This window comes from Leptospira idonii, from assembly GCF_004770995.1.
Lineage (GTDB): Bacteria > Spirochaetota > Leptospiria > Leptospirales > Leptospiraceae > Leptospira_A > Leptospira_A idonii.
Map to the genome: position 1 here is coordinate 1 of NZ_RQHW01000058.1, position 22,139 is coordinate 22,139.

General features: G+C 41.5%; 20 protein-coding genes. 11 read left to right on the forward strand and 9 right to left on the reverse strand.

The genetic code is table 11. The features are described 5' to 3' along the window. Nucleotides 1–89 precede the first annotated feature (89 nt). Nucleotides 90–755: a TetR/AcrR family transcriptional regulator gene (locus EHS15_RS15945; RefSeq protein WP_135761587.1), complete on the reverse strand. Its 666-nt coding sequence runs from the start codon at nucleotides 753–755 to the stop codon at nucleotides 90–92. Nucleotides 756–1,070: 315 nt separating this feature from the next. Here EHS15_RS15945 and pyrE point away from each other — a divergent pair, with 315 nt between their 5' ends. Continuing rightward, nucleotides 1,071–1,634, forward strand: a complete 564-nt coding sequence (gene pyrE / locus EHS15_RS15950) for an orotate phosphoribosyltransferase (RefSeq protein ID WP_135761588.1) — start codon at nucleotides 1,071–1,073, stop codon at nucleotides 1,632–1,634. Next, nucleotides 1,627–2,382: a hypothetical protein gene (locus tag EHS15_RS15955; protein WP_135761589.1), complete on the forward strand. Its 756-nt coding sequence runs from the start codon at nucleotides 1,627–1,629 to the stop codon at nucleotides 2,380–2,382. Before pyrE ends, EHS15_RS15955 begins: the two co-directional genes overlap by 8 nt. On the opposite strand, the gene EHS15_RS15960 is transcribed toward EHS15_RS15955, so the two are convergent. From EHS15_RS15960 to EHS15_RS15970, 3 genes are read right to left on the reverse strand one after another with little or no spacing between them, the layout of a single operon-like run. Beyond that, nucleotides 2,383–3,285, reverse strand: coding sequence for a hypothetical protein (locus EHS15_RS15960; RefSeq protein WP_135761590.1), 903 nt, complete (start codon nucleotides 3,283–3,285; stop codon nucleotides 2,383–2,385). It abuts the gene before it with no gap. Nucleotides 3,286–3,325: 40 nt separating this feature from the next. Next, the gene (locus tag EHS15_RS15965) at nucleotides 3,326–5,794 is read right to left on the reverse strand and encodes an ABC transporter permease (protein WP_135761591.1); all 2,469 of its coding nucleotides are present in this window, start codon (nucleotides 5,792–5,794) and stop codon (nucleotides 3,326–3,328) included. Continuing rightward, complete coding sequence (locus EHS15_RS15970) at nucleotides 5,791–6,468, reverse strand: ABC transporter ATP-binding protein (RefSeq protein ID WP_135761592.1); 678 nt, start codon at nucleotides 6,466–6,468, stop codon at nucleotides 5,791–5,793. The genes EHS15_RS15965 and EHS15_RS15970 overlap by 4 nt, the downstream gene beginning before the upstream one ends. Before the next feature lie 77 nt (nucleotides 6,469–6,545). On the opposite strand from EHS15_RS15970, the gene EHS15_RS15975 reads away from it, so the two are divergent. The 8 genes from EHS15_RS15975 to EHS15_RS16010 are packed head-to-tail and all read left to right on the forward strand — an operon-like array spanning nucleotide 6,546 to nucleotide 14,802. Beyond that, complete coding sequence (locus EHS15_RS15975; RefSeq protein ID WP_135761593.1) at nucleotides 6,546–6,848, forward strand: hypothetical protein; 303 nt, start codon at nucleotides 6,546–6,548, stop codon at nucleotides 6,846–6,848. Nucleotides 6,849–6,885: 37 nt separating this feature from the next. Next, nucleotides 6,886–8,616, forward strand: a complete 1,731-nt coding sequence (locus EHS15_RS15980; RefSeq protein WP_135761594.1) for a proton-conducting transporter transmembrane domain-containing protein — start codon at nucleotides 6,886–6,888, stop codon at nucleotides 8,614–8,616. Next, nucleotides 8,616–9,500, forward strand: coding sequence for a respiratory chain complex I subunit 1 family protein (locus EHS15_RS15985; protein ID WP_135761595.1), 885 nt, complete (start codon nucleotides 8,616–8,618; stop codon nucleotides 9,498–9,500). Before EHS15_RS15980 ends, EHS15_RS15985 begins: the two co-directional genes overlap by 1 nt. Nucleotides 9,501–9,507: 7 nt before the next feature. Then, a complete protein-coding gene (locus tag EHS15_RS15990; protein WP_135761596.1) occupies nucleotides 9,508–10,119 on the forward strand; it encodes a formate hydrogenase in 612 nt (203 codons plus the stop codon). Next, nucleotides 10,116–11,333 (forward strand): proton-conducting transporter membrane subunit, encoded by a 1,218-nt coding sequence (locus EHS15_RS15995; RefSeq protein ID WP_135761597.1) that lies wholly within the window; start codon nucleotides 10,116–10,118, stop codon nucleotides 11,331–11,333. Before EHS15_RS15990 ends, EHS15_RS15995 begins: the two co-directional genes overlap by 4 nt. Continuing rightward, complete coding sequence (locus tag EHS15_RS16000; RefSeq protein ID WP_135761598.1) at nucleotides 11,326–12,756, forward strand: hydrogenase large subunit; 1,431 nt, start codon at nucleotides 11,326–11,328, stop codon at nucleotides 12,754–12,756. The genes EHS15_RS15995 and EHS15_RS16000 overlap by 8 nt, the downstream gene beginning before the upstream one ends. Further along, nucleotides 12,753–13,565 carry an NADH-quinone oxidoreductase subunit B family protein gene (locus EHS15_RS16005; protein ID WP_135761599.1) on the forward strand — a complete coding sequence of 271 codons (813 nt, stop codon included), beginning with the start codon at nucleotides 12,753–12,755 and terminating at the stop codon, nucleotides 13,563–13,565. Before EHS15_RS16000 ends, EHS15_RS16005 begins: the two co-directional genes overlap by 4 nt. Before the next feature lie 4 nt (nucleotides 13,566–13,569). Beyond that, nucleotides 13,570–14,802, forward strand: a complete 1,233-nt coding sequence (locus tag EHS15_RS16010) for an adenylate/guanylate cyclase domain-containing protein (protein WP_135761600.1) — start codon at nucleotides 13,570–13,572, stop codon at nucleotides 14,800–14,802. A gap of 17 nt (nucleotides 14,803–14,819) precedes the next feature. On the opposite strand, the gene EHS15_RS16015 is transcribed toward EHS15_RS16010, so the two are convergent. From EHS15_RS16015 to EHS15_RS16025, 3 genes are all read right to left on the reverse strand, one after another. Continuing rightward, nucleotides 14,820–15,662 carry an HDOD domain-containing protein gene (locus EHS15_RS16015; RefSeq protein WP_135761601.1) on the reverse strand — a complete coding sequence of 281 codons (843 nt, stop codon included), beginning with the start codon at nucleotides 15,660–15,662 and terminating at the stop codon, nucleotides 14,820–14,822. A 95-nt stretch (nucleotides 15,663–15,757) separates the two neighbouring features. Beyond that, nucleotides 15,758–16,882 (reverse strand): SpoIID/LytB domain-containing protein, encoded by a 1,125-nt coding sequence (locus EHS15_RS16020; RefSeq protein WP_135761602.1) that lies wholly within the window; start codon nucleotides 16,880–16,882, stop codon nucleotides 15,758–15,760. A gap of 54 nt (nucleotides 16,883–16,936) precedes the next feature. Then, the gene (locus tag EHS15_RS16025; protein ID WP_135761603.1) at nucleotides 16,937–18,259 is read right to left on the reverse strand and encodes a class I SAM-dependent RNA methyltransferase; all 1,323 of its coding nucleotides are present in this window, start codon (nucleotides 18,257–18,259) and stop codon (nucleotides 16,937–16,939) included. A 131-nt stretch (nucleotides 18,260–18,390) separates the two neighbouring features. Here EHS15_RS16025 and EHS15_RS16030 point away from each other — a divergent pair, with 131 nt between their 5' ends. Further along, entirely contained in the window at nucleotides 18,391–20,358 is a 1,968-nt protein-coding gene (locus EHS15_RS16030) for an adenylate/guanylate cyclase domain-containing protein (protein WP_425460653.1), read from the forward strand. A 2-nt stretch (nucleotides 20,359–20,360) separates the two neighbouring features. Here EHS15_RS16030 and EHS15_RS16035 read toward each other — a convergent pair whose 3' ends face one another. Both EHS15_RS16035 and EHS15_RS16040 read right to left on the reverse strand, forming a co-directional pair. Then, the gene (locus EHS15_RS16035) at nucleotides 20,361–20,651 is read right to left on the reverse strand and encodes an ATP-dependent Clp protease adaptor ClpS (protein ID WP_135761604.1); all 291 of its coding nucleotides are present in this window, start codon (nucleotides 20,649–20,651) and stop codon (nucleotides 20,361–20,363) included. Then, the gene (locus EHS15_RS16040) at nucleotides 20,648–22,138 is read right to left on the reverse strand and encodes a cryptochrome/DNA photolyase family protein (protein ID WP_167884256.1); all 1,491 of its coding nucleotides are present in this window, start codon (nucleotides 22,136–22,138) and stop codon (nucleotides 20,648–20,650) included. Before EHS15_RS16040 ends, EHS15_RS16035 begins: the two co-directional genes overlap by 4 nt. Between the last annotated feature and the right edge of the window lies 1 nt (nucleotide 22,139).

A 22,139-nucleotide genomic window follows, 5' to 3' on the forward strand; every position in this document is an offset into this window, starting at 1 on the left:
AAAATCATTTTCCCAATTAGAAGAGGTCTGACCACTGCTTCTTTACGAAACTGTCAGGTGAATACTATACTAGCACAAATGTATCTACTTCAGGTTTCCTTCTGTTTGAGAGCGAAATTTTTGATTCCACCTCCTATGAGTTCGAGGGAACGTCCCAGCCATTTTTCCAAGGCTCTCTGTCTCATTGCAGGAGGGATCGGTTCTAAGTAGGCTTTCAATTCTGAGGAACCCAAAAGTCGGAAGATGGAAATCAATTGCACAGCAACAATTTTTGGAAGAGGGTCCGTAGGATCGCTTTCCGTTTCCTCTGCCAGAAGCGTTGCCAGTTCTTTCTCGTATTTTTCCCAAAGAGAAAGGAGTCGGGAGGATAATTCAGGAGTCTCCATACATTTGTGAAATCCTTCCAAAGATTCCAAAATGGCCTCGGGGTTGATGGAATGAATTAAGTTCCAAAGTATGATTTTGGTGGCATCAAAGGGAGATTCTCCCGATTTTCGATTGCGAATCCCTTCTAAAATGGAGTGGCAAAGTTTTTTTTCGTCTTCAAAGAGTAGGTCGTCTTTAGAGTCGAAGTAGGTAAAAAGTGTTTTTACGGAAACATTGGCAGAATCGGAGATTTCAGCGACAGTTACCTGGGAAAATCCTCTTTCTTCAAACAATCTTTTGGCTGTTTCTACGATTGCCTGGCGAGTCATTGCCTTTTTCCTTTCCCTAAGTCCCAAAGAAGAAAAGGAAGGGGGACTAATTTCAGCCATAAATTACTTTTTCTAGTAACTAGAGAAAGTAAGTCAATCAGAAACAATATTATTTTTGTATAAATTTAATTATAAGGCTAGTATTAAACTATACTAAATTTAAAAAGTGATTATTCTTTACAAATTTTGAAAATATATTTAATATAAATGGAAACTAACTTTAAAACTAAAGTCACTTTAGTTTTAAAAGGATGTGGCAGTTACCACATTTTAAGCCAGATCCTACGAAATCCTGTAAGAATCAGCTTTTCCTTTTGGAAGAGATCTGTCCGAATTTTCCTTTTCTTCTATACTTGCTGAAAAAGCCTTCTCAATATGTCCCAAACTTTAAGAGATCAGCTCTTCCATTGGATGAAAACCTATGTCTATCGCTATTCCGAAACTGCTTTTCGGCTCGCCAGCGGAATGGAATCCCATCATTATTTTAACTGCAAAGAAATCACCCTCCATCCGGAAAGGCTTTCCGTTTTGGCCGATTGTATGGTCGAAGAACTCATTCCTAAGTTGGCGGGAGAGTTCGAGTCTGTAGGAGGTCTTACCTTAGGGGCGGATCCATTGTCATATTCGATTTCCCTATCCTACCAAAAAAGAGGGAAATTGATTTACCCTTTGATCGTTCGAAAAGAAGCGAAAGGACATGGAACAGGACAACAAATCGAGGGTTTTTGGAAAGAAGTGAAGTCTTGTTTGGTGATCGACGATGTGATCACTACGGGAGGATCCACAATCAAAGCGGTAAAAGCGCTGCGAGAAGCGGGGATTCAGGTAACAAAAGGAATTTGTATTTTGGATCGGGAAGAGGGAGGAAAAGAGGCTCTCGAAAAGGAAGGGATTCGTATGGTTTCCCTATTTAAAAAATCAGAGTTTTTCAATGGATAAAAGAGTTTTTTCATATAACGCGGATTTGTTTAGAAGCAAACTACTCAAAAGAACGGCAGTCGTTCTTTCTTTGTTTCTTTTGTTTTTGGCATACAATACGTTTCAGCTTCCTGGTTCGGAAAGGCTGAAATTTTTATCTATCTTCGGGCCTATGTTTTTGTTACTTGTTTGGTTTTTGAGAAAGAATTTTATCAAACAAGTGGATATGTTGAAAAACGGCCGGATCGAAATCGAAGGGGGTGTTTTGAAGCAGTTCGATGCACATGGAAGTTGTGCAACGATCCGCCTGAAGGACATCGAAAAAATCACCCAAGACGATTTCAGGTCTTACGATCGTTTGGTGGTAGAAACGAAAGAAAAGTTTTATCCGATCGTAAACATAAAAGAACTGGATTCCTTGAGGGAAACCCTGGAAGAAGCGTCCGGACAAAAAACGGAATTTGATCCGGTGAAGATCGATCTGATGACTTGGAAAACCGCAGTTTGGTTTCTTCCCAGCGTGATTTTTGTTGCTGCGACCTTTTTGCCGAAAACCTTTTCCTTCTCTCCTCTTTTGAATCAGGAAACGGCGCTTTTAATCTTTAACATCAATTTGATTTTATTTTTTCTTTATATGCCTGAAAAGAAAAACTATGTACTACCTGGGTTTTCCTTCAAAAGAAGGATGATCTTCATGAGCGGGATTGTGTTTTTATTTCAGGTATATGTTAACTTGGAGAGGGTCGGTTTTTTCAGAAAGGAAGGTTGATTATCTTCCTTTGGAAACGATTCCCTGGCGGAGCATATTCAGCTTCGCCTGGCAATACCTTCTTAGGTCGGTCATTTCTTCCGCATAACGACGAAGCAGCCCGTCTTCGCTCATCCTTCCTTCCATTGTCTGCAATGTGTCTCGAACAAATTTGAGATCTTTTTCTTCTTTGAGTTTTCCCGTTTGAATGAGTTTTTTGATCACATCGAATTCGTATTTGCGGAAGTGGACACGAATTAAAAATTCCGCAGAAAAATTCTGAGTCGCCTTAACCCAGTTTTGATCTATCTTTTCTTTGGGGGCTTCTTTCAGTTGATCCGTGGCTCTTTTGCTTGCGTCCTGTTCTCTTTGGTTGAGATAAGGAGCCATTTCATCTACGGAATTGGCCTCGTCCCTGAAGATCTCTTGAAGTTTATTTCTTCTCCACTGATCCGTATATTCGAAACTACTTGTTGTTAATATTCTGGAATACTCTTCCAGCATCACCACAAGGTTGATCGCTCTTCCCAAAGGAGTGTTGTTGAATTCTTTGATTTTAGGAAACAGCTCCCTTGTGATTTGGAAGGAAGATTTTCGTTTATAATTACTGGATTCGTAAAGTTTTTCCAAAGTTTCTTCGGCATTCCTTTTGAGTTCACCGACGATGGAATTGTCCGTATAGAAATAAGCTTCTTCACCGTAAACGAACAGGTTCGGATCCGGCGCCACAATATTGACGACGAAGATATAATGGCTGTCTTTTAATGCATTGAGAAGTTTACGAACATCTTCTTCCGATCTGCCGAACTGACCCGCCCAAATGCGTAGATGAGTATCGGAAGTGGGAATTTTTTCCCTGCCTTCCAGATTTTCTTTTTTGATCGAATCTGCAAGTTCGAGACAAGCCTTGATGCTTCCAGCCATGCTCTCTAGTTCAGTGGAAATTCAGATAAATGTAAAGAAATTATTCGTAACTCAAACTTTCTCTCAATGTTTTTCCCAAAGTTTCCCATGTAGGATAGATGCTGACAAGTAACGCAAGGAAGGGGGAAAACAAAAACCAAAAGGCCAAAAGAGAAACCGGATAAGAATAATCTAAAATCCATCCGAATGCGTTTCGATTGATTCCGTAAATGACGAGGGGGGATAAAACGGAACTATTGAGAGCACCTAAAAACAATCCTGCCAAAATGAGAAACAGGGATTGAAAAAACATCATTCGAAATACTTGCATCTGATCCATTCCGATGGCTCTGAGTCCTGCGATGAGTTTCGATTTTTCGCGAATGTGATAGATGAGGGAAGTGAATAAAGCCAGAATGGAAATGAATACCGCTGCTTTTTTGAGAACATCCAGAACGGAAAAAACGTTCCTCATCCCTTCCAAATAAAGATCTTTCAAATTTTGCCTGTCCAAAACTTTCAGATCCTCCGATTCCGATTTCAGATAATCATATATAAGCTGTTTTCTTTTTTCTTCGGAGATCTCTTCTTTGAAACGAACTCGAATCGAATTCAGCATTTCCGCAGGATAAAAACTTTTATATGTATGAATGTCCATCATCACAGTTCCTCTTTCCGAGAAAAAATGTTCCCTTTCTCCCTGAATCAAAAAAGGCCTTTTCCCGGAGGATTCAGTAGGAAGATACAATTCGTCCCCCTGGCAGAGTTTCTCCAGATAGCAGAAGTTTGTCGAAACTAGGAGCCTGTTCGGATCCAGATTTTCAGGAAAAGGATAAACATGGAGAGTGTAAAAATTGTCATGGATGGGAAATTTGGTTCGGATGATGAACTCATCCGCAGCTTCTATCTTCGGTTTTTGTTGCAATCTGTCCGCCAGAGAAATAGGAACTCCCGGCTTTCCCGAACTCAACTCTGAAGCATTGATGATCGAAAAATCGAATTTGTTTTCTTCGTCCACCCAGCGAATCAACGTTTTTTCATAACTATCCGTTAGTGCCGTGAGAGTTAATGTAAGTGAGGTGGAAAGGAGGATCGTAGAAGAGGTCAAACTGTTCGGCCAGGGTTCCGCCTTGATCTCTTCCCAGGCAAGTCGTAAGGAAGGGAAAAAGGAGATTCGTTTTAGAAAATAAAAGAACACTGAAATCGCAGTTACGATAAAGCCGGGAAATATGAATACGAATCCTACGATTACGGAACCTACACCGACTAACCCGAATAGAAGGGATTTGGGAGTAGGGATCATTCCCAGGCCAATTCCCGTCACTATCAGCACAGCTCCTAAAATTGCAAAGGAACGAAAAGAAGGAGGAGATGACGATTCCCTTTCCCTGATGAGTTCGATGGGGCGAACCTGATAGGATCTATAGGCGCTGATCAGAGAGGAAAACAGGGAACCTATGATCGCGATCGCAAAAGATTGGATTAAAATGGAATGGGGAATACTCGTGTAACTTTCCGTTTGCGATAGATCGGATACGGTATTTGCGCTTAGGAAAAAATGATTTTTAGAAAGGAATATCCCGAATAAAATTCCAAGTAATCCCCCTGCGCTTCCTAGAACCAGCGCTTGGATTAGGAAAAGTGAGAAGTTATGGATTCTTCCCGTTCCCAAACTGAGTAAAATTCCGAACTCTTTTTTCCGGGAGAGATACACTCCTGTAAATGTATTCGTCACCATAAAAAACGAGATCAACACGGAAACCAAAGAAACAATTGTTAGGTTGATTTTCAATGAGCCCAGCGCTTTACCGGCTCTTTCTTTTAAGAACCGTTCCGATTCCCAAATCCACCCTGATTCTTCCCATCGTTTTAGATCTTCTTTCTTCCAGGAAAAACCGTCAGGGTTCTTTGAAACTCCGGAAAGAACGATATGGGAGATTCGTTTTTCCATCTGACAGAGATCTTGTGCAAATTCTATATCCGTAACCAAAAAGCTGCCGTCTCTTTCCAATAGAGTCGTATCTTCTTTTTTCAAAGAGAGGATTCGATTGCATAAACGGATTTCCACATTCTCTTTATTAGAAAAAAAATCACGGAAAAGGGAGGCGCTGATGAGAAAGGTAGTTTTATTTTTTAGGTTCCGAGTGTTTTGATTGGAAAAGTCCGCGCGGGAGAGAATGTCTTTTCCTAAAAATACGAATCGTTTTAGATTTTTATCTTTCGTTTCATAATAACCATCTGCGGCTAAATTCGGGATGGGAGTGATTTCTTCCGGAACTAAAAAGTAAAGATCTTTCAGAATCGATTCCGGAGAACCTTTGGTTTCATCATTGGATACGAATCTTCCGATTAAGTTTCCCTCAGGGTAACCCAACTGTGCGTCCAGTACAGTTTGTTCGGCTCGAACTGAATTTACCTGTGTGACCAGATAAAGAGTGATTCCGAGTGAAATTCCTATCAGTGAAAATCCGATTCTGGATTTATGTTCTTTCCAGTAACCCCAGAGAAATAATGCGTATATGGAAATCATTTATTTCGAATCTGACCATCTAATATATGTAAATTGATGTCACCGATCGTTCCTATTTCGGGGTTGTGGGTAACCATAAAGACAGTAATCCCTAAATCGTTTACACAGTTTCGGAACAGTTTTATAATTTGGTCTGAAGCGGTAGAATCCAAATTACCGGTAGGTTCGTCCGCTAAGATCAGTTTCGGTTTGTGCACTATGGCTCTGGCCACGGCCACTCTTTGTTTTTCTCCTCCGGAAAGTTCCTTGGGAGTGAATTTCATTCTGTGTTCTAATCCTACCGTTTTTAACGCTTCCTCCGCTTTATGCAAAGCTTCCTTTTTGGAATGCCCGTTGAGATAAAGAGGAAGTGCCGTATTCTCCAAGGCGGAGAGATAAGAAAGCAGGTGGAAAAACTGAAATACGATTCCTATCTTTTCTCGTCTGTATAAAGTTAGTTGCTTTTCCGTTTTTCCGGTCAGATTGTCCCCATCCACATACACTTCTCCAGAATCAGAAGTTTCGATGGCGGAAAGAATATTGAGAAGAGTGGATTTACCGCTGCCGGAAGGTCCCATCAGGGTAATTAATTTTTTTTGAGGAAGAGTTAAATTCAGATTTTTCAGGACAGGAAAGTTTACTTCATCCAGTCGATACGTTTTATTTAAATTTCGAATTTCAATAAAGGAATTCATAGAATTTTTCTCGTCTTTTAAAAAGCGCTTTGCAAGAAAGAAATTAATTTTATGTTGAGTATTAGGAACGGGAATAGATGGGATTTCGTTTAATTGTCATTATAGCGGTTGCCCTCTTTTTTACCGGGAGATCTACTTATCTTTCCGTAGCCAGTTTAGAAATAGGCGAGGCGGAAATACAGGAAATTTCCGAAGCCGAGTCCGTTTCCCAATGGGAAAAGAAAACGGAACTTCTGCCGTTCTCTATGTTCCTGTCCTTGCTCCCCATCCTTTGTTTTTCCTACGGATTCGGAGCGGTTCTTTCTCGTAACTCCCAACAATTTTGTTTCCTCCCCATGTTCCGGGGGCCTCCTGTTTTTTCTTCTGTTTCCTTTCTTTAGAGTTTAACGTTTTATTTTTACATTCTAGCGAGGTTTTATGGAAGAGAGTCGTAAGTTCTCACTTCTAGGCTTGGTTCTTGTTGCATTGGGTGCTTTAGTTCCCCTTGTTTACTTTTTGAATTCAGGTGCGGATGCACTTGGAGAAGATTTCCCCATCTTACTTGGGTTAGTGCTCCAGGTCTATATCGGATTTTCCGCATATATGCTGGTTCAGTCTTATGAGACTGAATTTAAGGAAATGGTTGCATTGGGTTATGCACTATTTTGGTTTTCATTAGGCGTTTGTTATCTTGCGGGTAAGTCCGTTCTTTTGCCTGTTGCTTTGGAGATCGCTTCCTTCTCTACCATTCTTATTTATTCAGGAACGGAATTCGGTAAAAAACAGATCGAAAGTTTAGGTTCTTTACTTTTAGCATCCGGCCTTTCCGCTTTGTTTTTGGTGGCTTGGGTGTTTCTGCCGGATGATGATCCCAGAGGTTTGATTTTCCTTTCCATCGGCCTTATGATTAAGTCCGGTTTTTCCGGATTTCATATATGGTTGCCTAAGGTAAATGAAGGCGGTCCTTCCCATGCGTTAGGTGCTTTTGCGGGAGCTTTGGAAATTTTTCCTTTATTGCTTTTTTGCCGTTATGTGCTCCCTGTATGGCACGATCCTCTTTTTTATCAGATCATTTTTCCTTTTGCCGCCTTGGGTGTGTTTTTCGGTGGGATCACTTCTTTCTTTCATAAGGATCCCAAAAAAGCATTGGCCTACAGTTCCATCGAATCCATCAATTTTCTTTGGCTCTGTATCAGTATCTCTGGAATGTTTCAGATGAGTACGGAGAAAGATTTAATTTTTTTAAGTAAGTCTTTTTATATTTTGTTTTTTATCAGCCTATTGCATCACTCTTTTTCCAAAACGTTCCAATTGTTCTCCATCGGACTCATCGCACGTTTGAGAAATTCCTATGCTACGGATGAAATGAAAGGAATCGGAAGATACATCGGCATATCTCCCTTATGGATGGGAGTGGGAACTTTCAGTTATGCGGTGATTCCGGGAACACTCGGATTCGTATCTGAAGCCACATATTTGTTTTTAAACGCACAGATTCTGGATATGCCTTTGGGAAGATCCGTTTTCCTTCTTCCCGCTATGATTTTCATTTTCTTCGGAATCATTCTGGGAGGGTTCACTCACATTCGTTTGTATTTGAGTTTATTTCTTTCCTATCCGAATCCGAACATTCAGCTTCCCGAGTGGAATCAAAGAAAAAAGTTCTGGGTGATTTCTTCAGTAGGAAGTTTGGCTCTTATGATTTTGATCGTCCCTGTTGCGCTTCCTTGGATTCTCAAACTTCCTCCTTTGCAGCCTTTCGTTGATTCTATGTTATTCGATTGGATTTTCACGCTTTCTATTGTGTCGGCATTGACCGTGGTTTTCGTGATCAGTCTTGTGATCTTTAAATGGGCTCATAAAATCAAAGAAAGAAAATTCTGGGACTGTGGAAACGGTTATATGAGTTCCGAACTTTCCATTCCTGCTTCCGTTTTTTCCGAACCACTTAGAAATTCATTAGGCAGATATTTTTTGACAAAAGAAGGTTTGTCTGTGATCGATCAGTCTTTCCTTAATTTCTGCAAACGAGTTTTGGACTTTGGAGAGTATCTGGTTTCCAAAGAAGAACATCATGATGAAGAGGTGAGTAAGTATCTTGCCATATCTTCCGTGTTCCTCATCTTGATTCTCTCGATTTTGATTTTAGGCGATTGGGGGAAATTCTAATGTTTTCGAATCCTATTTTGCTTTGTATCTATCAATTGTTTTTGTTTTTAGTTCTTCCTTTGATCTTAGGTGGAATCGTCCGAAAAGTAAGAGCTTGGGCGCAAGGAAGGAAGGGTCCTAAAGTTCTTCAGGTATATTATGAAATTGTAAAATTTTTGAAAAAAGCCCCGATTGATAATCCACATTCAGGGATTTTTTCAGAGATCTCTCCCATGTTGGCCGTTTATTCCAGTTTGATCCTTTGGTCGATTGTGGTATTCGAATGGGCCCCTTTCATTTTGATTCCTTTTTTTCTGGCACTCTATCGTTTTGCATTCGTTAGTTTTGCGATGGAAGGAGGGACTTCTTTCGGAGGTTTGGGTTCCGGAAGGGAAATTCTTCTTTCCGTAATGGCAGAACCGACGATCATCCTGATGATTTTGGTCGCTCAATCTCATATCGAACTATCTTTAACCCCTGTGAGCGCTCTAATCGGGATTTTATTCCTGGCTTTTTCTTTTATCGCTATTCTTGCGGAACTCGCCAAACCTCCATTTGATGATCCGAGAACTCATTTGGAGCTTACTATGGTGCATGAAGCGATGATCTTGGAAGCTTCCGGTAGAACGATGGGATTTTTGGAATTGGCAAGTCAGATCAAACTGGCAAGTTTACTCGCCTTTCTGATCAAACTCGCTTTGGAACACTCTCAGCTTTTTCCTCCCGGTGATTTCGGAAACATCACTAGAGAACTCTTAGTTCTTCCCGGAGTGATCTTTCTTTCCGTTTTTCTGGGGCTTTGGGAAGCGAATTCGGTTCGTCGTCGTTGGACTTGGGTTCCGGAATTTATGGGTCTTGCCTTTTTGGCAATCCTGATTCTGGGAACTTTGGTGAAACTCTCATAGAGGTTATATGTTATACGATTTAGTTTACCTGTTGTTATTTCTGACGGGAGTTGTCGTTCTTGTGGAAAATCGTCTGCAAAGGATTTTGCTTTTTCTAAGCATCCAAGGTTTTCTTTTGATCTTCCCCGTTTTGCAGACTCATGAGGAGGATTGGAAACACTCTCTCAGCCTCATCTCACTTGTGGTTTTGTTCAAAGGGTTTCTTACTCCTTTCATTTTGAATTGGACCGCAAAAAAATCCCAGATGAAGGAAAGCACCGCACCTAGATTCGGTTATTTGGCGACCTTGTTGTTTTTGGTTCTAGGACTTGCTCTTGCGGTAAAAATCACGGAAGGAGTGGCGGAACTCACTATTCCTATCGATAAACTGGGTCTTATCTATGTAATTCTTATGGTGTATGTGGGAGTTCTTTGTTTCATTGTTAGGCGAAACTGGCTGGCGCTCATCGCAGGTTTCTGCGTTTTTGAAAACGGCATCTTTGTTCTGACTCTCGTTTTGGACAAAGGACTTCCTTTCGGTTTGGAATTCGGCTCCTTTTTGGATGCAGTTCTGGTCATCGTATCCGGAGGAATCCTTCAGCTTTCTCCTCATATGCATGAAAAAGGAAAAAAAGTATGACGGAGATTTTATTTTATATTTCGGGAATTGTTTCCTTTTTCGTTGTCTTCGGAGTTTTTGTTTTTGCACCCACCAAGGGACAAACAAGGATTTGGTTATGGTCGTTTCTTAAGATCATTTTTTTCGGAACTCTTTTCGCTTCTTGGTTTACTGAGAATGTTGTATTGAAGTGGATTTTGATTGAAGCTTCGACATTGTTCGGTGCTCTTTTGATCTCTTCCAGTGGGACTGGAAAATCGTTCCAAGTAGGTTGGAAGTTTCTGCTTATCAACTCTTACGGTTTGGGAATCGCCTTTTTAGGAATTGTGCTTCTTCTTTTTGCGTCCACTCCTTTGCACACATTGGATTTTTCCGCATTGAAACAAGGGTTGGAAGGACAGTCAGGGCTTTTGATCGAGACGGCGCTTCTGCTTACGATCTACGGATACAGCGCAAAACTAGGATTAGTTCCTAATCATTATTGGGTGGGAGATACATACGCGGAAAGCCCGAGCCAAATCTCTTCTCTCATCGCCTCTTTTGTTCCCGTTTCCGTGGTTCTTGCCATTCGCCCTTTTGTGCAGTTGGAAAGAGAAATCAATCCTTCTTTGGTCAATTCATCCAACGGACTTTTGTTTATTGGGGTTCTTACGATACTATATGCTACATGGATTCTTCATAGAAGAGACGATATCAGACGAATTGCCGCCAAAGTAGCCTTGTTCCATACGGGAATGTTGTCGGTGTTTCTTTGGTTCAATGTTTCCGACGAGGTATTTTACTTTCTATTGGCATCTACAGTCGTAGTAAAGGTATTGGTCTTCGTTTCCATGGGAATTTTGAGGATGGATTCGGGGCAGAGAATGATTCCTCAGATTTTGCAACTACCTGCTTTGAATTTAAAATCGTTTTACGCATATTTTGCGGCTCTTCTGATCGCTTTCGTTTTCCCACTTTCTCCCGTCTTTATTCTGGATTTGGAAATCATTCGAACCAGTTTGGACAAACACATAGTTTGGTTGTTTTTCTTTCCTCTTTTCGGATCCGTTTTTTTCTTCATCGCATTGAATAAAATCCTTCCGATCCTTCGTTTGAAAAACAGAGAGTTTGCTCCCGAGTTAAGATCCTTACTTAGAATCAGATTGGGTTTCTTTTTTGTAGGTCTACTTCTTGCTTTGTTCTTAGGGACTTACGGGATGTATGTGATGATCATGGGAGGATTCGGTCATGTTTAAAAAACCTACAGGCGTTTATTTTTCTAAAGAGCAACAATCCTTCTATGAATTTATATCGGAAGACAATCAAGTTACGATGCAATCCGTGGCGGGTAAAAAAAGTCCGATCGATTTTCTTATGGATGAAAGTTATCCTGTTTGGCTGCTTCGTCATTCTTTAGGAAAGGATATGGGGGAAGAAAATTATTCCTCTCTCTCCGAAGAAGACTACATAACCGACAAAAGAAATAAGGTTTTGGGACTCCATCAGAAGTCGGGAGTATTGAAAGACCTAAATTTCAGAGGTTTAAAAGTTCCTTGTTCCGATACTTCCTATTCTCATGCGGTAGGTCCCATTCATGCAGGGATCATCGAGCCGGGTCATTTTCGTTTCGTAGTAGAGGGCGAAACGGTTCGCCACCTAACCATTCGTTTGGGATTTCAAAAAAGAGACATCCAAGATCTGATAAAAAGTCAGTCTCCGGAAAGAGTGATGCATTTCAGTGAAACGATTTCGGGAGATACTAGCGTTGCTTATGCGACCGCCTTCTCCCGTATCTATGAAAAAGCGGCGGGTATTTCCCTTTCTAAAGATGTGGAGATCTTCCGTTCTCTTCTTCTGGAAACGGAAAGGATCGCCATCCATATCGGAGATTTGGGAGGTTTGTCCGAAGACATCGGTTATTATCCTTTGTTCGGCGTTTGTGCTACGGATAGAGGAGCTGCCTTGGGACTCATGGAAACATGGACGGGAAATCGTTTCGGGAAAGCTGCGGTTCGCCCGGGAGGAGTCAGAACCAACCAAAGAATTTCCGCAAAAGATGCAAAACTTGCGTTCGGTGCCTTGAAAAAAATCTTTCTGAAGAATGTCCAGCCTCAGATTGAAAGAGCTCTCAAAGACTCCACAATCAAAGAAAGGCTGCAAGGTTGCGGAACTGTTTCCGAAGAGAATGTCCACAAACATGGATTTGTCGGCCAAGTGGCGAGAATGGCAGGGATTCCTCAAGATCTAAGGCTGAAAGATGCAGCTTATCCGAATTGGAAACTTCTTCCTTTTAAAGAAGAGCACCATCATTTTTCTGGAGATGCTTGGGCTAGATTTTATCTTCGTTACAGGGAGATCCAACAGTCCCTGGAATGGATGGAAACTCAGATTGAATCTTTGGATTGGGAAAAACTTTGGTCTCCCGAACAAGTGGAATCCACCTATAAAAAACTTTCCCTAACTCCCGGAATTCATTTCGAAGCTGTGGAAGGATGGCGCGGCCCCGTTTTGGTCGCTTTGGAAATCGGTCCTGACGGAAGTTTGGTGGATTCTTATATTAGGGATCCGTCGGTACTCAACTGGCATGCATTGGAACTTGCCATCAGAGGAGAGCTTATAGGCGACTTTCCTTTGAACAATAAGTCGTTTAATTTAAGTTATGTAGGATTCGATTTATGAGATCATTACTGGAAATCAAAAATTTATTTTTACCTTCACAGGTAATGAACTGGAAAAAAACGTCTCCCGTTCATGCGAAGAATAGGGGGATTCCCGTTCCCACTTCCAAAATGAAAGATGGATGTGGATCCTGCCGTGCTTGTGAAACGGATTGTCCGATCGGTTCCATGAAAGTGATCTCGGAAACGGAATTGGAAATCGACTACGGCGCATGCATTCAATGCGGAGTTTGTGTCAGCAATTGCGACGGAAAATTAAAGGATTCCGGCTTTGTTTACGTATTCTCCAAACATAGATCCGCTCTGAAAGTTAAATTCACAAACGGAGAATTTGTTCCTGAACCGGAACCGGAAGATTCTCCTGAAATGAAAGAATTCCGCAACCTAACATATAAAAGAGGGTTTTTGTACAGAGAGGTAGCGGCAGCGGGAAATAATTCCGTTGAATGTGAGTTAAATGCTTCTTTCAACTCCGTTTTCGATTCGGAAAGAGAAGGGGTTCGCTGCGTGGCAAGTCCCAAACATGCGGATGCAGTCGTTTTTTCGGGACCTGTTTCCAAAAATATGGAAGGTCCTTTGGCGGATGCTTTTTCCGTCATCGCTTCTCCTAAGGCTCTCATTGCCTGCGGAACGGAGGCGGTGAGCGGGGGAATGTTTCCTATGGGGAAAAGACCTAAAGAACCCGATCTTTTCATTGCGGGAGACCCTCCTCGTCCGGATGTAGTGATCCAGGCATTTCGATATTTAATGGGAAGATTTTCCTTTTCCTTTCAAGAGGCGCTTCACAAATATATGTTCCCTGCAAAATAAGGCTGTGGAATTAGAAAAAGAAGAGATCGTTCGGGTTCTATTCATTGAGCCGAAAAAAAATTCCTTCGATACCCTCGCCGGTTTACTGAAGGAATGGTTCGGAGATTACATAGAAATCGTTTGGAAGTCCGTTTATGAAAACGGTCTGGAGGATTTGAGAAAAGGAAATTTCGATCTTTTGATGACTGAAATTCTTTTTCCAGGAAGCGATCTATCCGCAGAAGATACGTTAAATGAAATTGCCGATACCGCAGGACCTTCCGAAGTTCCTGTGGTAGTGATGACTGCGGCAGAGGATAAAAATCTTCCCATACATGCATTTCAAATCGGGATCAACGAATTTTTCTTTAAGAAGAAAATCAAAAAGTCCATTTTGGAACATCGATTCAGGAATTTATTCAGAGAGATCTATCGTAAAAAAGTGATCTCTCTTCAGATGGACGACAGCCTTCGTCGTTTTCAAGATCTTTACGGAATGAACCAAACGGAAATTCAAGATCTAAACTCCATGATCCGTCAGTTCAAAAAAGATCTGGAGAAAGAATACGACGAAAAACTACAGTTAGAGCATGAGAAAAAGAAAATGCAGAATGTGTTCGGGATGTATGTAGACCCAGTCATTGTGGAAAACATCATGAATAACACTCTTTCTCTCGATCAAAGAGGAAAGGAACAGGAAGTTTCCGTTTTATTTTCGGATATCAGAGGTTATACGTCACTTACGGAGAGACTCAAACCAGACCAGGTGATTTCCTTTTTAAATGAATACTTCACCGCTATGACCGAAGTGATTTTAGGATACGGAGGGATGATCGATAAATACATAGGAGATTCCATCATGTGTTTGTTCGGTGCTCCCGTGTTTCAGAACGACCATAGACAAAATGCTTTAGACTGTGCCATGGAAATGCTTCAGGTATTCGAGCTTTGGCAGCCTAAATGGGAACAAATCTATGGCTTTGTTCCCCAGTTGGGAATCGGTCTTGCTTCCGGGGGAGTGATCGTAGGAAACGTGGGATCTTTCCAGAAGTTATCTTACACAGCCGTAGGAGACACTGTGAATATGGCGAGTCGTTTGGAATCTTTGGCAAAACCGATGCATGTATATGTTTCGGAAGGTTTGTACAATCATCTTCCTGACGAATATGCATCCAAATATAAATACGAGGAATTAGAACCGGTTAAAATCAAAGGAAAAGAAGGGTTACATCGAATCCTAAGCGTCAAACATCTGTAATTCGCATATACTGCGAACTACAGAGTGGAGCAGAATTGGTACAATTCGTTCGTTTTTAGTTTTTCCCCGTACACTTCTGGCAGGGTAGGGGTTTGTTCCTTGTTGAGTTCGAATGTGGTTTGGTAGAGTTCGAAATCGGTGTTCGTATCCTTCTCTTTTTTTCCATGACCGGACAATCTTGCCACCACACCTCCGAACCCGATCACTTGACCAAGTAAGGATTGTTCTGCGACCGGTTTTGCTTTGTCTTCGATTACGGAAATGATAGGAGCGGGAAGTTTCCAGAGTTTAGCTGCTGCAATTCCCATTTCCACGGAATCCACTCCGTAGGCTTTTTTCTCCAAATCGGAAATCGTTTGGTCAGTCGTTTGGAATTCACTGAGAACTTCCACATACTTCGAACGGTCGATTGTATTTAAAACGATTTTGCCTAGATCTTGCATCAGTCCGCAGGTAAGAGAAAGTTCCGCTTCCTTTCTAAGCTTTTTTTCTTCGCAGAGATACTGGGCTAAAATTCCTTTTGCAATGGAATGATCCCAGACTTCGTCTCTGAACTTTTTATAATTTCCTTGGCTGAAGAGAGAATCCGTCATGGCCATCGCTACCATAGAGCGAACCGTTTTGAAACCAAGTCGGGTGATGACTTGTTTCATGTTCGCTACAGGGTTTCCCCTAGAAAAAAAAGGGGAGTTGGCTAATTTCAGAAGCCTTGCGACTAAAACTTGATCGGACTGCACTTTCTTTTCCAATTCTCCGAAAGAAAGTTCGTTATCGTCTTCCAAAGATAGAATCGATATGAGAACGGGAGGAACGATTGTAAGATCTTTGATTTGAGAAAGATATTCTGAAACTGTAGGCATGATAGGAACCTAAAGCCAGACTATCAGAGCCGATGTCCGGGTAAAATCAAAAAGCCCCTTGCGGGGCTTTTGTGAATTAGGGAAACATACTGATTTTAGTTTTGGGTCATCCTTGCGAAATCGATACCTTTGTAATAGTGGGCCAAAATTTCCTTATAGTCCATATTGTCTTTGGCCATTCCATAACTTCCCCATTGGGATAATCCTACACCGTGACCTGAACCTAGACCTTTCACGAAAAAACTTCCGTCTTGTTCTTTTCGAATTCCGAAACGAGTGGATTTAAGTTTGTTCGCACCTAAAAGTTTTCTGAGCTCTGTTCCTTTGATTTTTTTAGAACCCTTCGTTCCAATGACTTCTATTTCGTTCACCCTGGAAGAATTAAATCGTGTAGCAACGATTAGATCCTGAATCTCTCCCAAGGACAATCCCGCCAATGCTTGGTTCATCTGGGAAGGAGAGAATTTGTCTTCCCAGGAATAGTTCTCGCCTTCTCTATCGTAATCGGATTTAACACTTGCTAGATATTCTACCGAGCTTCCCCAAACATTGATAGGATCTTCCGTTACTCCTCCGCTGTTGGAGTGGAAAAAACTTTGGATCGGACTTCCTTTAAATACCAGAATGAGTCCTTCCGTATCTTCTACCGCTTGGGAAGTGTGCGTATTTTCTTTCGACTTACCTTTGTATACTTGCGTATTGGTCGTTGTGTCCACATCGTAAGGTTGTTTTTTGCGGGAGATCATTTCTCTGACGACGTAAGTTCTTGCACATACCGCTTGTGCTTTCAATGCTTCTTTCGGCCAAGATGCGGGAACTTCGGAAGGAACAACGGAAAAAAGATATTCTTCCATCGGAACTATGTTGACTACCATCACTTTGCCGTCTATCGGCTTGAGCTGGATTTCTCCTCTGTATTTGGTTCCTTTGTATTCGATGAAATCACCGTTCGTGATGATTCGAATAGGAGCTTTGATGGGAGTAGGATTGATGCTTAAAAGTTCATAAGCCTTTTTGATGGTAAGATCATTGGCATCCAATACTTCCAAGGTGCCTTCCGTTTTGAAGATTTCCTCTTCTCCCGCATGGGACAATAAAACTCTTACTTTGGAAAAACCTTGAGAATCGGATGGAACCCATTTAGATACAACGATCGTGCGGCAGCCGATCTGCCCCAGGATGATGATAGTAAATAAAGCGGCGACCCTAGCGAATTTCATATTTCCCTCTTGGGATAAATTTCGGCCGATCTTTCGTTTTTCCTCCCCCTTTTTTTAGGGATTATCTTTTCTTTGAAAGTGAATCACCGATTCCATATGAGGAGTGTGAGGATAGGGATCTGTCAAAATTCCTGATTTTGCTTCGTATGTGGAAAGTAAAACTTTGGCATCTTCCTTTTGACTATAAGGATTACACGAAACATAGAATACGTTTTTGGGTCCGTGGTCTCTGATCCATTCCGCTACCTTGGGCCCGCATCCTGCGCGAGGAGGGTCCAAAACCAAACAAGCATCCTGCGCGGATTGCAATCCAGTCACATCGGAAAATAAATTTACAACTTCCGCATGAATTTGGCTTTCAGGGTATTTTTCATTTAATAATCGTTTGGCTGTTTCTACTGAGGAAGGTGTCAATTCATAACAATGAATTTCCGAAAAACCTTTCCCGAACAGGATGGAAAAAAAACCGTTTCCGCAAAACAAGTCGATGAGACGGGTTTTATTTTCGGGCAGAACTTTTTGCACGAAGGAAAGAATGGGAAGAAAACCTTTCGGGTTCGGTTGGAAAAAAGAATCGAAAGGGATAAAGAATTTATTTCCAAGGATGGATTCGTAATAACCTTCCTTTCCTCTGAGGACAGTAAACCTTCCTTGTGCGGAAACTTCCGCTTTGACTCGATTGTAGCAAAAAACCAGGTTCGTCGCTAATAACGATTCGGAACATCTTTTCAAAAATAGATCGTGCAAAGGATTCGTTTCATAACCTTCCGTAAACGTGAAGATCGTGATGGACTCATCCGTGAACTTTGCTTTGCGAATGGTTACATATTTGAGCCCGCCTCCGGATTCCTCTCTTCTGTTCCAAGCGATCTCCGGGAATTCTTTCAATAGGGAGTGTACACGATTTGTTTCCTCATCAGCCCATTCGGATTGAATGGAGCAGGATTCAACATTGACTACATGTCTGAAATTCCCTTTCGCTCTTAAGCCGAGCCTACCTGGGAAAACGCTGAAATCCATTCGGGAGCGGTAGTGGTAGGGGTCTTCTGCGGGAACTGCTGTCAAAGTCAGTCCTATTTCTTCCGCAAAGGAAGCGATGACCGGATCGAATTTAATGCGAAGCTGTTCTTCGTATGATATATGTTGTGCGGCACAGCCCCCGCAAGCTCCGAAATGTTTGCAATGGACTCCTTCCCATTCCTTACGTTTTAGATAACCGTGAACGATCATTTTTTTTCTTTGTCTTTTTCGTTTTACGAATTCGACTTCGATTTCATCTCCGGGGAGAGCGTAGGGAAATGCCACCTTTTTTCCGCTAGGTGATAGTCCTTCTCCTAGAAAGTCTACCGTCAGATTGTCGATTATGATTGTATCCAAGCTTTTTCTTCTTGCAATTGAGTTTCGATTTTTATATACTTTTGGACATGGTTCCAGTGCAAAGGCTCTTTTTCTCCGCATTCGGCTTTGTTTTTATCCTGCTTTTTTCCTCATTTCCCCTCAAGGCGCAAATGGTTTTCACCGGCCAAATTTTGGATTTGCGATCCGAAAGAACTTTCGGAGAAACGGGGCAAAAATGGAGCTTTCGTCCCGGAGATTCTTCTGTCATTCCCAACGGGGGAAGTTCGGTGGAAGATATTGAATACGGTTCCGCAGAGCCGATTCTATTTGCCAATGCGCAGGTTCAATTGAGCGAACAATCCCGCACAGGATGGATCTCCGGATTTTCCATTCAAACCGCTTGGGATAAGGTGAAAGACGGAGATGGAGAAATTTATTTCCCGGACTTCGCTTCTTATTTTCAAAAGTACAAAGGATACGGTTGGTACAGGGCAGAGATTAAAATTTCGGAAGAAGATCTGAAGACTCGATTTAAGTCTCGTTATCTGACGCTTCGATTGGGACAGATCAGCCAGGCGGATGCAGTTTATTGGAACGGTAAATTCATCGGAGGCACAGGTCTATCTTTGGACACTCCTAAAGATACCGTTTTGGAAGATAAATCCTTATATTCTGACAAAACTCGATTTTATAGAATCCCTGTAGGTCAGGTTAAAACGGAGGAACCGAATGTTTTAGCAGTTCGGGTGTTTGCCAAGTATCCTCTCAGTCCCGGTCTTTCTCATGATAAGTTTTATATTTCTTCTCTTCGTTATTCGGAAAGAGCGGAATATTGGAACGATTTTAAGAAGATATTCGTTATCGTTTTGACGGTTCTTTTGGGAAGTTTTTATCTCTATTGGCAGTTCCTTTTCCGTAAGGACGAACATGCTACCATATATTTTTCCTTAGGCTCCTTTTTTATGGCAGTGAACACTCTGTTCCAAAGCCAAATCATTTATTCCATATTAAACGACGGGTTTTGGATTAAAAAAGTAGAATACGCTTCTTGGATCGCACTCGTTCATTTTTTATTCAACTTCGTGGTTCAGTTTGCTAAGGTTCACAAAGGCTGGATTCGAAGAACCAATTATATCGTAGATGTTTTAGGGGTGGTCGCTTTTGCCACCGTTTTCGTTCTTCCCGATCTTTATTCTCTTTCTCAGTTTTTTTTCTATTGGTCTTTTGTGACCGTAGTTTTGGGACTTGCTCTTTGTTATGTGCTCTTTTTGGGAAGAAAAGTTCCTTCTATGGGAACCGTCTCCTTCGGGATCTTTATCATGATTTCCCTTCTTCTCAACGATATCTTTGTGGAAATGCAATGGGATTGGTATCCTGCTCACACATTTATGAAAGATTATGCATTCGCCGGTTTTTCCATATCCGTGGCTCTTTCCATCATCCGCAATATGGTTGAATCCAGAAAGTTGGTGGAAAAACAAAGAGAAGAAAAGGACAGATTGTCCCGTTATTTTTCTCCGGAAGTGATGGAGACCATAGTAAACGATAAAATTAAGTTAGGTGGAGAAGAAAGATACATCGCCACTTTGTTTTCCGATATCGTAGGTTTCACAACATTTTCCGAAAAAAATCCTCCCGGAGTCGTGCTTGATCATCTCAATGCCATCTTTGAATCTCTTTCCGAACTTATCTTTCATTATTCCGCCACCTTAGATAAGTTTATCGGGGATGCCATTATGGCATTCTGGGGTGCTCCTAAAAGAACGGATTTAGATGCATACAATGCGATCGCTTGTGCCGTGGAAATGCAAAAAAAAATGGTGCAAATCAATCAGGAATTGGGTTTAGCTCCGGGAACTTTTCGCCTTCGTATCGGAGTGAATTTCGGAGAAGCCATCGTGGGAAATATCGGTTCCGTTAAAAGAATGGATTACACCGTCATCGGAGATGCAGTGAATACTGCTGCCAGATTGGAAAGCCACGGAGTTCCCGGGAAAGTCGCCGTTTCCGAAGCCGCTTATTTGGCGGCAGGCGGGGACAAATACATCAAATATGAGGAATCCAAAGAACTGATGTTAAAGGGAAAAGCGGAACCGGTAAAAGTATATTTTGTGACGGAGGTTCTTCCTAGATCTTAATCTCACTTAGTGACCGAGACTGTCAGCTGTTCTAAACTTAGTTTTTCGGCAACCGTCTCGCATTCTTCGGAAGAGCCTGTGAAACAAACCGCTTTCCCATTGTTATGTGCTTCCAGTGCGATTTTTTTAGCTTCTTTTTTGTTTTTAAAACAGATTTTAATCAAACAATCTTCTACATGATCGAAATCGTTTACGGAATCGTTGAATAGAATCACTCTATAAAAATAGATATCTTCCGTTTTTAAATCGTTGTCCGGAATAATTTCCGTCTGAGGAGGTTTCCTGTCCGTCATGAGAATAAGGAAGAGTCAGGGTGTTTCAAAGATTCCACATAATCTAAGTAAGGTTTTATTTTGAATTTTTTACGGGTTGAGTCGGAAGACATATAACGAATATTTCCGAATACATTTCTTTCCGGAAACCAAGGCCTGTCGAAAAGGCCGAAGCACCATAAAATCCCCGTATATGAATTCGGATTTCTACCGTCATAGGCGTATTTATGATTCAAATGCTCGAGGATTTGAAACGCTTCCTCATAGGACTTGGACCATTCTATAACTTTTTTCCCCCACAACATTCTCATATAATTATGCATTCTTCCCGTTAGCACCAGTTCAGTTTGTGCCGCATTCCAAAGTTCGTCATGCGTTTTTCCTGCTTCCCAGTCTTCCAAACTGTACAAATACTCTCTTGTATCTTTTCTATGAAGAGATAGATTCTTTTTTGTCCAATCGGGAAGGGACTCCAATCCGATCCGAAAAGAAGGTTTTTGCCAAAAAAACAAATAACCTATGTCTCTCCAAGTGATGAGTTCGTCCAGGAAATGGTTTGCTGCGGAAGAGTTCGTATAAAAAGTTTCCCTGTCTCCCGCCTTTTTATGAGAGATTTGTTCCGGGGTCCAATCGGAAACATTCTTAAACACTGCCGTTACTATTTCTTCAGCGCTGATATGTCCGAAGTGTAAGTAAGGAGACAAACCGCTTACAGGAGTCGCTTCGAAAGAATTGGGTGAGGACCTGCTTTCCGCATAATCGTTGATTTTATCGTTTAGAAATTTTCGAAGAAGAGTGAGCGCCGTTTTTCTTCCCCCCTTTGTTTTGTTATATGGAGGAACTTCGTTTTCGAAATGGATTTGTTTCAGGAAGGCATCCAATCCGGAAGGATCAATCATGAAGGGAGAGAAAGGCGGTTTTGTCCGATGGTTTAATCCGGATAAATCTTTCTTATTGTATTTCGGTTTCGCAAAATGAAGGAAAGAATCCGAGAATCTTTTATGAATCCAAGTTCTTAGGATTCTTGCGGCGCTGGCAGGTTTTTCGAATTGAGAGAATGGAATGATCGAGTTTCCGTCTACGGAAAACACTGGACATTTTACTTTTTCCGCCAGTTTTCTCGTTTGTTCCGGGATGATGAAACAGGGAAAATCATCCGTGATGATAAGAACCGCTTTTTCGGAAATTTTTTTCAACAAACCTCTTGCTGGATTGTCTTCCGTTTCCACATAACACCAGTAATTGATATCTAACGCTTCCGCCTCTTCTCTGTTTTCGATCATCCCTTCCAGTATGAATTTATGAATTCTTTTCGAATTCCAAGGATAGTCTTTTCTAAGACCTTCGTAAACGATCAGTTCCTTTTTGAATTTTTTGGCCAGATGAACCGCATAATCGAAGGAATGGTTGGAAGAAAATCTGCGGTATGCCTGCATCCAATAGAGGATATAAGAACCATCTTCTCGTATGGGTTGGTCGTTTATTTTACGGACTCTTTCTTTCTGCATG